Source organism: Kitasatospora sp. NPDC059803, from assembly GCF_042732255.1.
Lineage (GTDB): Bacteria > Actinomycetota > Actinomycetes > Streptomycetales > Streptomycetaceae > Kitasatospora.
In genome coordinates this window covers 2,469-13,855 of record NZ_JBHWIJ010000231.1, presented here as the reverse complement: position 1 = coordinate 13,855, position 11,387 = coordinate 2,469, and the positions used below count along the sequence as shown (strand labels likewise).

The following is an 11,387-nucleotide window of genomic DNA, read 5'->3' as shown; positions in this document are numbered from 1 at the left end:
GCGCGCCCACGCCTCGGGGTATTATTCCCCAACATCAAACCGGCCGCGCCCAACCCCCCCCCCCCCCCCGGCCGCCGCGTTCCCGCCGGGCCGGCGCGGCGAGCCGCGCAGCAGCCGCTCGCACGGCCGCTCCACCCAGCGGTACAGGCCCGCCGCCACCGCCAGCGACCCCCCGGCCAGCAGCAGCCAGACCCCGAGCGCCGCCGCCCCGGGCGCCGGGCGGCCCAACTCGGCGAGCCAGCAGCGGATGCCGATCTCGTGCACCAGGTACCAGGCGTAGGACCACTCGCCGAGCCGCACCGCCGTCCGTCCGGCCAGACCCCGTCCGACCGGACCCTGTCCTCCTGGCAGCCGGGGCACCGCACCGGCCGCGTCCCGCTGGGCCGCCGCCACCAGCAGCGCCGCGAACAGCGCCGCCGGCACCAGCTGGGAGGCGCTGTACGGGCCCCACCACAGCGCGTCCGGGACGGCCGCGTGCCAGGGCGCCAGCAGCAGGTGCCAGCCCGCCACCGCCGCGGCCGCCGCGCCGAGCCGCACCCGGGGGACCATCCCGTGCCGCACCGCCAGCCCGACCGCCACCCCGAGCACGAACTGCGGGGTACGGGCCAGCGGCAGGTAGTCCAGCAGCCAGCCGCGCACCGTCGGATCGGCCGGCAGCAGCGGGCCCGCCGCCCACAGCGCCGGGCCGAGCGCCGCGCACACCGCCGCCACCGGCAGCCAGGCCCGGCGGCGCGGCGCCAGCAACCGCAGCAGCAGCGGGAACAGCAGGTAGAACCAGGCCTCGGCGCCCAGCGACCAGGACGCCGGATTGCCGCCGTACACCGTCGCCCGCGCCCACGGATGCACCAGCAGCAGCGACCAGAGCGCGGCCGCCACCGGCAGCGCCGTGCCGATCGCGGCGTCCGCGCCCAGCGACAGCACGGTGCTCAGCACGTGCAGCGGCCAGATCCGGGCGAACCGGCGGCGGGCGAACGCCCCGGCGGGGACGGGCGAGCCGCCGTACGTCCAGGCCAGGACGAAACCGGACAGGACGAAGAAGAACGTCACCCCCGAACGCCCGTACCAGGCGAGCGGGTCGAGCACCGGCAGCCCGCCGACCTTGCGGGACAGGTGGTAGAGCACCACCAGCAGGGCCGCCCAGAAGCGCAGCCCGGTGAGCGAGGGCAGGCGGCTGGGCATCGGCGCTCCGGAACGGGACGGGACGGGGTGGCACGGGGCGGGACGGGGTGGCACGGGATGGGGCGGGGTGGCACGGTCGGCGCGGGGAGAACGAGCGCGGCGGGCCCGAGGTCACGGACGGACGGCGCGGCGCGCGGCGGCGGGCCGTCCGGCGGTCGTGTCCGGCGCCGGGCCGTCAGGGCGCGTAACCTGCTGGGGCGGACGGATGGAGGGGCCATGGCGGTGGACGAACAGCGGGCCGGGAGCCGGGTCAGCCGGCCGGAGATCAGACTGGTCAGGCGCGGGTTCACCGACCCGGCGCAGGCGGTGCGGCTGCTGGCGGGCCCCGGCCTGGACGGCCTGGCCGACGACCCCGTGCTGCTGGACGCGCTCGGCGCCACCGCCGACCCCGACCTCGCCCTGCTCGGTCTGGCCCGGCTGCTGGAGGCCGCCGACCAGGCCGAACGGCACACCCTGCGCGACACCCTCACCACCTCCAAGCCGCTGCGCGACCGGCTGCTCGGCGTGCTCGGCGTCTCCACCGCGCTCGCCGATCACCTGGCCCGGCACCCGCACGACTGGCACATGCTGGTCACCTTCGAGCTGCGCGACATGCACCCCGGCCCGGAGGACTTCCGCCGCGCGCTCGCCGAGGGCGTCCGGCGCGGCCGGGAGGGCGGCCGCAGCCCGGCGGACGCGCTGCGCGTCGCCTACCGCCGCTGCCTGCTCGCCATCGCCGCCCGCGACCTCACCGGCACCACCGACCTCGCGCAGACCGCCGCCGAACTCGCCGACCTGGCCGGCGCCACCCTGCAGACCGCCCTGGACCTCGCCGCCGAGCAGGACCAGGACGCCGCCCGGGCCTGCCGGCTCGCCGTGATCGGCATGGGCAAGTGCGGCGGCCGCGAACTCAACTACGTCTCCGACGTCGACGTCATCTTCGTCGCCGAGCCGCGCGAGGGCGTGGACGAGCACGAGGCCGTCAAGGCCGCCACCAGGCTCGCCGCCGCCCTCACCCGGCTCTGCGCGGACACCACCGGCGAGGGCACCATCTGGCCGGTGGACGCCAACCTGCGCCCCGAGGGCCGCAACGGCCCGCTGGTGCGCACCCTGGCCAGCCACCTCGCCTACTACCAGCGCTGGGCCAAGACCTGGGAGTTCCAGGCGCTGCTCAAGGCCCGCCCGGTCGCCGGGGACGCCGAACTCGGCGCCGCCTACCTGGAGTCGCTGGCCCCGATGGTCTGGCAGGCCGCCGCCCGGGACAACTTCGTCACCGACGTGCAGCAGATGCGCCGCCGGGTCATCGACTCGATCCCCGCCACCGAACTGGACCGCCAGCTCAAGCTCGGCCCCGGCGGGCTGCGCGACGTCGAGTTCTCCGTCCAGCTGCTCCAGCTGGTGCACGGCCGCACCGATCCGGCGCTGCGCAGCGGCAACACCCTGGAGGCGCTGGCCGCGCTCTCCCGCGGCGGGTACGTCGGCCGGGCGGACGCCGTCTCGCTGGACACCGCCTACCGCTTCCTGCGCTCCCTGGAGCACCGGATCCAGCTCTACCGGCTGCGCCGCACCCACCTGATGCCCACCGGCGCGGAGGACCTGCGCCGGCTGGCCCGCTCGCTGGCCGCGCTGATCAACGACGACACCCGCTCCGACCCGGTGGCCGCGCTGCAGCGCGAGTGGAAGCGGCACGCGGTGGAGGTCCGGCGGCTGCACGAGAAGCTGTTCTACCGGCCACTGCTCGACGCCGTCGCCGAACTACCGCCGGGCGCGGCCGGGTTGACCCCGGACGCGGCCCGGGCCCGGCTGGAGGCGCTGGGCTACGCGGACCCGGCCGCCGCGCTGCGCCACCTCAGCGCGCTCGCCTCCGGGGTGAGCCGCAAGGCCGCGATCCAGCGCACCCTGCTGCCGGTGCTGCTCGGCTGGTTCGCCGACTCGGCCGATCCGGACGCCGGGCTGCTCAACTTCCGCCAGGTCTCCGACGCGCTCGGCCGCACGCCCTGGTACCTGCGGCTGCTGCGCGACGAGAGCGCCGCCGCCGAGCAGCTGGCCCGGGTGCTGTCGGCCGGCCGGCTCGCCCCCGACCTGCTGCTGCGCGCCCCCGAGGCGGTCGCCATGCTGGGCGACCCGCAGGGCCTGGCGCCGCGCGGCCGGGCCGCCCTGGAGCAGGAGATACTGGCCGCCGTCGGCCGGGCCGGATCCACCGCGGCGGCCGTCGCCGCCGCCCGCTCGGTGCGCCGCCGGGAGCTGTTCCGCACCGCCGCCGCGGACGTCCTCGGCCGGCTCGGCGAGGACCCGGCCGAGGCGCTGGACGCCGCGGGGGAGGCGCTGACCGCGCTGAACGCCGCCACCCTCCAGGGCGCGCTGCGCGCCTGCACGGCCGGCTGGGAGGCCGAGCACGGCGACCTGCCGACCCGGATCGCGGTGATCGCGATGGGCCGGTTCGGCGGCCACGAGCTGGGCTACGGCTCGGACGCCGACGTGCTCTTCGTCCACGAGCCGCTGCTCGGCTCGCTGGAGCAGGACGCCGCCCGGGCCGCCCAGGCGGTCTGCAACGAGCTGCGGACCCTGCTCGGCGCGCCGTCCACCGAGCCGCCGCTGCTGGTCGACGCCGACCTGCGGCCGGAGGGGCGCAGCGGCCCGCTGGTGCGCACCCTCGCCTCGTACGCGGCGTACTACCGGCGCTGGTCGCACGCCTGGGAGAGCCAGGCGCTGCTGCGCGCCGAGCCGGTGGCCGGGGACGAGGAGCTGGGCGCGCGGTTCCGGCAGCTGATCGACCCGCTGCGCTACCCGGGCGTCGGGGTGCCGGAGCGGGACCTGGTGGAGATCCGCCGGATCAAGGCGCGGATCGAGGCCGAGCGGCTGCCGCGCGGCGCCGACCCGACCACGCACACCAAGATCGGCCGCGGCGGGCTGGCCGACGTGGAGTGGACGGTGCAACTGTTCCAGCTCCAGCACGGGCACGAGCTGCCGGCCCTGCGCACCACCCGGACCAGGGCCGCGCTGGCGGCCGCCGCCGGGGCCGGGCTGGTCGGGCGGTCGGACGCGCAGGTGCTGGACGCGGCCTGGGTGTTGGCCTCCCGGGTGCGCTCGGCGGTGATGCTGGTGCGCGGCCGGCCCGGCGACAGCTTCCCCGGGGAGGCCCGGGAGCTGGCCGGGGTGGCCCGCTACCTCGGGTACGGCGCCGGGCACAGCGGCGAGCTGGTGGACGACTACCGGCGGACCACCCGGCGGGCCCGGGCGGTGGTGGAGCGGCTGTTCTACGGCGGCTGAGGCCGGGGGTTGAGGCCGGCGTCGAGGCCGGCGGCTGAGGCTCGGGCACGCGAAAGGGGCCCCGGGTGGGGCCCCTTCGGTTCGTCCAGGTCCGGCAGCTCTACCGGCGGGCGCTGCTCACCGCGGGTTCGCTCCACTGCTCGGGGACGGTGATCGGCTCCTCCACCGTCTCCCGGGCGGGCACCTGGGGCAGTTTGTAGACCCAGGAGCGGTACATCCAGCGGGCGGTGAGGAAGCCCAGGGCGAGGCAGAGCTCGCCGCCGACGGCGTCCATCCAGAAGTGGTTGGCGGTCGAGACGATCACCGTCAGGGTGGCCAGCGGGTAGAGCAGGCCGAGCACCCGGACCCACGTCCGGCGGGCCAGGTAGAAGATGGCCAGCCCGCACCACATCGACCAGCCGATGTGCATCGAGGGCATCGCCGCGTACTGGTTGGACACGTGCGCGGCGGGCCCGGAGGCCATCGAGCCCCAGGTGCCGTGGACCTTCACGGTGTCGATGAAGCCGCCGTCGGTCATCAGCCGGGGCGGGGCCAGCGGGAAGAAGTAGAAGCCGATCAGGGCGATCGCGGTGGTGGCGAACAGCACGGTGCGGGCGGCGACGTAGCGGCCGGGGTGGCGGCGGTAGAGCCAGACCAGCACGCCGATGGTCACGATGAAGTGCAGGGTCGCGTAGTAGTAGTTCATCCCGGTGATGAGCCACCCGACGCTGTCAACGGCGTGGTTGATCGAACGCTCGACGGCGATGCCCAGCGACTGCTCCAGGTCCCAGATCCAGCGGGTGTGCTTCTGGGCTATCGAGGCCTGTTCCGGGACGGCGTTGCGGACGATCGAGTAGATCCAGTAGCTGATCCCGATCAGGGCCAGTTCGAACCAGATCTTCGGCCGGGCCGGTGAGCGCCGTTGGTCGCGGATGCGGCCGCGCAGTGCGGCGATACGGGACTGGGTGGCGCGGGCGGCTCCGTCGGGCAGGCGTCCCGAGGAGGCCGGCCGTGCTCCGGAACCGTCACCGAGCGCCGCTTCGGCCCGCTGTGCGCGGCCGTGTTGGATCTTGGTCGGTTCCCCCATGGACGAGAAGTCTGCCAGACGTCCCGTCGCCGTCCGATCATCCCCTGGCAGTGGATTCTTCACCGGCTGTCCCCCTTGAGGGCTAGGGGGAGGCTCCCACCGGGGTAGGGGGTGAGGTCGGGTCTGGTGCTTACCGGTGGGACAGGCATGCGTCCCATTGTTACGCCGACCGCTCCAAGGGCGTAATCGGGGTGGCGGCAACGGTCCTGGCCTGGAGTTTCCCGGAAAGAAACCGTTTCTGCATCTTGCTGAAACATATTGCAGGCCGCTAGCTTCCAGGGAACTCGCTCACCCCTTCCCCTAAGGGAGACCCTCAGTGGCCGATGTCCGGCTCCGCCCCCGGCGGAGCACCCCCCGACGCAGACCCGGCCGCACGGCCGTCCTGCTGGCCGCCGCGCTGACCGCCGCCACCCTCGGCAGCGCCCCCGCGGCCCTCGCCGCCGCCCCGCCGCCCCCGCCCTCGGACGCCGCCCTGGCGGCCACCGCCGGGCGGCACGACCTCAGCCGCGAGCAGTTCTACTTCGTCCTGCCCGACCGCTTCGCCAACGGCGACCCCGCCAACGACACGGGGGGCATCACCGGCGGCCGGCTGGACCACGGCTTCGACCCGGCCGACAAGGGCTTCTACCACGGCGGCGACCTGGCCGGCCTGATCCAGCGGCTCGACTACATCCAGAACCTCGGCACCACCGCGATCTGGATGGCCCCGATCTTCAAGAACAAGCCGGTCCAGGGCAGCGGCGACCAGGCCTCGGCCGGCTACCACGGCTACTGGATCACCGACTTCACCCAGGTCGACCCGCACTTCGGCACCAACGACCAGCTCAAGGACCTGATAGCCAAGGCCCACGCCCGCGGCATCAAGGTCTTCTTCGACGTCATCACCAACCACACCGCCGACGTCATCGACGACGCCGAGCAGCAGCACGGCTACCGCTCCGTCGGCGCCTACCCGACCCTCGACGCCGACGGCAACCCCGTCGACGAGACCGCGATCGCCGACGCGGGCGCCCCCTGGCCGCGGCTCACCAAGGACTCCTTCCCCTACACCCCGGTCTTCCGCAAGCCCGCCGACGCCACGGCCAAGACCCCGTCCTGGCTCAACGACCCCGCGCTCTACCACAACCGCGGTGACTCGACCTTCGTCGGCGAGTCCGCCACCGAGGGCGACTTCAGCGGCCTGGACGACCTCGACACCCAGAACCCCCGGGTGGTGAAGGGCTTCGAGAAGGTCTACCAGCAGTGGGTCAAGGACGCCGGCGTGGACGGCTTCCGGATCGACACCGTCAAGCACGTCAACATGGCGTTCTGGCAGCAGTGGGCGCCCGCGCTCAAGGACTTCGCCGCCAAGCAGGGCAACAAGAAGTTCTTCATGTTCGGCGAGGTCTACTCCGGCGACCCGGCGATCACCTCGCCGTACGTCACCAAGGGCAAGCTCCAGGCCACCCTGGACTTCCCGTTCCAGGGCGCCGCCCGCGGCTACGTCTCCCAGGGCGGCTCGGCGAAGAACCTCGCCGACGTCTACGGCCAGGACTACCGCTACACCACCGCCGACACCGACGCGTACGAGCTGCCGACCTTCCTCGGCAACCACGACATGGGCCGGTTCGGCTCCTTCCTGCTCGCCGACAACCCGGGCGCCGACGAGGCCACCCTGCTGAAGAAGGACCGGCTCGGCACCGAGCTCCAGTTCCTCACCCGCGGCCAGCCCGTCGTCTACTACGGCGACGAACAGGGCTTCACCGGCGCGGGCGGTGACCAGGACGCCCGACAGGACATGTTCGCCTCCAAGACGCCCTCCTACAACGGCGACCGGGTGCTCGGCGGCCCCTCCGGCCCGGCCGACCGGTACGGGCAGGGCGGCGCGCTCTACCAGGACGTCGCCGCGCTGGCCAAGCTGCGCCGCGACAACCCGGCGCTCGCCGACGGCGCCCAGATCGAGCGCTACGCCGCCGACGGCGCGGGCGTGTACGCCTTCTCCCGGATCGACGCCGGGCAGCGGACCGAGTACCTGGTGGCGGTCAACAACGCCGCCGAGGCGAAGACCGTCACCCTGGACACCTTCTCCGCCGGGATGGGCTTCGACCGGATCTACCCGGCAACGGGCGGGAAGGCGACCTCCGGCGCCGACCGCAAGGTCACCGTGACCGTGCCGGGGCTCTCCTCGGTGGTGTTCAAGGCCGGCGCCGGGCTCGCCCCCACCACGGCGGCGCCGCAGCTCTCCGTGCAGCCGCCGGCCGACGGTTCGAGCGGCACCGTCACCGTCGGCGCCACGACCGGCGGCGGCTTCAACCGCGTCACCTTCGCCGCCCAGATCGGCACCGGGCCCTGGCAGACCCTGGGCACCGCCGACACCGGGAAGAACCTGGTCACCCAGGACCTGGGCGCCACCGCCCCCGGCACGGTCGTCCGCTACAAGGCCGTCGTCCAGGACTCCAGCGGCCGACTGCGCTCCGCCACCGCGAGCTTCACCACCGGCGCCCCCGCGCCCAAGCCGGTGCCCACCGCCGCCGCCCGCCCGTACGCCGTCGTGCACTACAACCGGCCGGACGGCGACTACGACGGCTGGAACCTCTACGCCTGGGGCGACCTCGCCGACGGCGAGGCCACCCCGTGGCCCGCCGGGCACGCCTTCACCGGCCGGGACGCGTACGGCGCCTTCGCCTACGTGAAGCTCAAGCCCGGCGCCTCGGACGTCGGGTTCGTCGTCGAGAAGAACGGCGTCAAGGACGTCGACGCCGACCGCCACGTCGACGTCGGCGCCACCGGCGAGGTCTGGCTCCGGCAGGGCGACCCGGTCGTGCGCACCGCCGACCCGGGCCCGGTGCACACTCCGCCCGCCAACACCGCCGTCCTCCACTACAACCGGGCCGACGGCGACTACGACGGCTGGGGCCTGCACGACTGGACCGGCGCCGCCACCCCCACCGACTGGGGCAAGCCGCTGATGCCGGTGCGCCGCGACGCCTTCGGCGCCGTCTTCGAGGTGCCGCTGGCCCCCGGCGCGACCAGCCTCAGCTACATCCTGCACAAGGGCAACGACAAGGACCTGCCCACCGACCAGTCCCTGGACCTCGCCGTCGACGGCCGCGAGGTGTGGCTGCTCGGCGGCCGCGAGGGCCACCTGCTGCCGCAGAACGCCGCCGCCTCCGCGCAGGTGGACCTCGGCAGCGCCAAGGCCCAGTGGATCGACGCCAGGACCGTCGTCGTCCCGGCGGCCTACGGCGCGGGCGACGCGGCCCTGGCCGGCGGCACCAGCGCCCAGCTGGTGTACGACCCCGAGGGCGGCATCCGCGCCGACAAGGGTGTGCTGACCAAGCCCGGCCGGTGGATCCGGCTCAACGCCGCCCAGGGCGGCCTGACCGCCGCGCAGAAGGCCGCGTTCCCGCACCTGGCGGGCTACCGGGCCTTCACCGTGGACGCCCGGGACACCGCCCGCGTCCCGGCCGCGCTGCGCAGCCAGCTGCTGTTCACCGAACACCTGCCCAGTGGCGCCGTGCTGGCCGCCACCGGCGTGCAGACCCCCGGCGTGCTGGACGACCTCTACGCGCGCCGCACCGGCCGGGTGGACTTCGGCCCGGCCTACTACAACGGCAAGGTGGCGCTGTCGGTGTGGGCGCCGACCGCGCAGGAGGTGTCCGTCCAGGTCTTCGACAGTGCGACCGGCGGCACCCCGAAGACGCTGCCGCTGAAGCTGGACGACGAGACCGGCGTCTGGGAAGTCGTCCGCGACAAGGGCGAGTTGGACGGCAAGTACTACCTGTACCAGGTGAAGGTCTGGGCGCCCTCCGTCCAGCAGGTGGTGGTCAACACCGTCACCGACCCGTACTCGGTCGCGCTGTCCACCGATTCCAGGCGCAGCCTGGTCGCCGACCTCGCCGCCAAGGAGCTCAAGCCCGCGGGCTGGGAGGAGCAGAACGTCCCCGAGCCCGTCCCGCCGGCGCAGCAGCAGATCCAGGAACTGCACGTCCGGGACTTCTCGGTGGAGGACACCACCGTCCCGGCCGCCGAGCGCGGCACCTACCTGGCGTTCACCGAGTCGCAGTCGGCCGGCATGCGGCACCTGCGGGAGCTCGCCCAGGCCGGGGTGACCACCGTCCACCTGCTGCCGACCTTCGACATCGCCACCATCCGGGAGAACCGGGCCGACCAGAAGCTGCCGGCCTGCGACCTCAAGTCCCTGCCCCCGGACGGTCCGAAGCAGCAGGAATGCGTGGCGGCCGTCGCCGCCGACGACGCGTACAACTGGGGCTACGACCCGTTGCACTACACCGTGCCGGAGGGGTCGTACGCCACCGAGACGAACGGTACGGCGCGCACCGTCGAATTCCGGCGGATGGTGCAGGCGATGCACGAGGCCGGGCTGCGGGTGGTGCTCGACGTGGTCTACAACCACACCGCCGCCAGCGGCCAGGCCGAGCACTCGGTGCTGGACAAGGTCGTCCCCGGCTACTACCAGCGGTTGGACGACAACGGCAAGGTCACCGCGGACAGCTGCTGCGCCGACACCGCGCCCGAGCACGCCATGATGAACCGGCTCGTGGTCGACTCGGTGACCACCTGGGCCCGCGAGTACAAGGTCGACGGCTTCCGCTTCGACCTGATGGGCCTGGACCCGAAGTCCACCATGCTGGACGTGCAGGCCGCGCTGCGGAAGATGACGCCCGCCTCGGACGGCATCGACGGGAAGAACGTCTTCCTCTACGGCGAGGGCTGGAACTTCGGCGTCGTCGCGAACAACGCCCGGTTCGAACAGGCCACCCAGCTCAACCTGGCCGGCACCGGCATCGCCACCTTCGACGACCGGCTCCGCGACGCCGCCCGCGGCGGCAACTTCATGCTGAACTCCGCCCCGCAGCAGGGCTTCGCCTCGGGCCTGTACACCGACCCCAACGGCTCGCCCGCCAACGGCACCCCGCAGGAGCAGAAGGACCGGCTGCTGCACCAGATGGACCAACTGAAGGTCGGACTGGCCGGCAACCTGGCCGGCTACTCCTTCACCGACAGCTCGGGCCGGGCCGTCACCGGCGCGCAGGTCGACTACAACGGCGCCCCGACCGGGTACGCGGCCAAGCCGGGCGAGGCGGTGGAGTACGTGGACGCCCACGACAACACCGACCTGTTCGACGCGCTCGCGTACAAGCTGCCGACCGGCACCGCGCCCGCCGACCGGGCCCGGATGCAGGCGCTCGGGCTCTCGCTCACCGCGCTCACCCAGGGCGCGGGCTTCGCCCAGGCCGGCAGCGACCTGCTGCGCTCCAAGTCGCTGGACGCCAACTCCTACGACTCGGGCGACTGGTTCAACGCCATCCACTGGGACGCGACGCAGGGCAACGGCTGGGGCCGGGGCCTGCCGCCGGCGGCCGACAACAAGGAGATGTGGCCGACCGCGCAGTCCCTGCTGGCGAACCCGCGGCTGACCGTGAGGGCGGCCGAGATCCGTGCGACCTCCGCGCAGTACCAGGAGTTCCTGCGGATCAAGCAGTCCTCGCCGCTGTTCTCACTGCCCACCCTGGCCGCCGTCCAGCAGCGGCTGTCCTACCCGCTCTCCGGCACGCCCGGTGAGACGCCCGGGGTGATCACCCTGCACCTGGACGGCACCGGGCTGAAGGGCGCCGAGAAGGGCGTCACCGTGGTGTTCAACGCCACGCCCACCGCGCAGGCGCAGACCGTGGCGGCCCTGAAGGGGACGGGCCAGGCCCTGCACCCGGTCCAGGCGGGCGGCGCGGACGCGGTGGTGAAGCAGTCCGGCTTCGACGCCGCGACCGGCACCTTCACCGTGCCGGGCCGCACCGTGGCGGTGTTCGTCCAGGGCTGATCGACGAACTCCGGAACCCCCGGGTCCCGCACCGCCGTTGTGGCGGCGCGGGACCCGTTTCGTTTTGGCCGCCCC

The 11,387-nt window shown here is 73.9% G+C and carries 4 protein-coding genes; 2 read left to right on the top strand and 2 right to left on the bottom strand.

The genetic code is table 11. The features are described 5' to 3' along the window. Window positions 1-21 precede the first annotated feature (21 nt). The gene (locus ACFV6I_RS29145) at window positions 22-1,179 is read right to left on the bottom strand and encodes an acyltransferase family protein (protein ID WP_380428496.1); all 1,158 of its coding nucleotides are present in this window, start codon (window positions 1,177-1,179) and stop codon (window positions 22-24) included. A gap of 216 nt (window positions 1,180-1,395) precedes the next feature. On the opposite strand from ACFV6I_RS29145, the gene ACFV6I_RS29140 reads away from it, so the two are divergent. After that, on the top strand, window positions 1,396-4,428 hold the full coding sequence (locus ACFV6I_RS29140; RefSeq protein ID WP_380428495.1) for a bifunctional [glutamine synthetase] adenylyltransferase/[glutamine synthetase]-adenylyl-L-tyrosine phosphorylase: 3,033 nt from the start codon (window positions 1,396-1,398) through the stop codon (window positions 4,426-4,428). A 100-nt stretch (window positions 4,429-4,528) separates the two neighbouring features. Here the strand turns inward: ACFV6I_RS29140 and ACFV6I_RS29135 are convergent, their stop codons facing one another. Then, window positions 4,529-5,494: a phosphatase PAP2 family protein gene (locus tag ACFV6I_RS29135; protein ID WP_380428493.1), complete on the bottom strand. Its 966-nt coding sequence runs from the start codon at window positions 5,492-5,494 to the stop codon at window positions 4,529-4,531. Window positions 5,495-5,810: 316 nt separating this feature from the next. Here ACFV6I_RS29135 and pulA point away from each other — a divergent pair, with 316 nt between their 5' ends. Continuing rightward, the gene (gene pulA / locus ACFV6I_RS29130; protein ID WP_380428491.1) at window positions 5,811-11,312 is read left to right on the top strand and encodes a pullulanase-type alpha-1,6-glucosidase; all 5,502 of its coding nucleotides are present in this window, start codon (window positions 5,811-5,813) and stop codon (window positions 11,310-11,312) included. Window positions 11,313-11,387 lie beyond the last annotated feature (75 nt).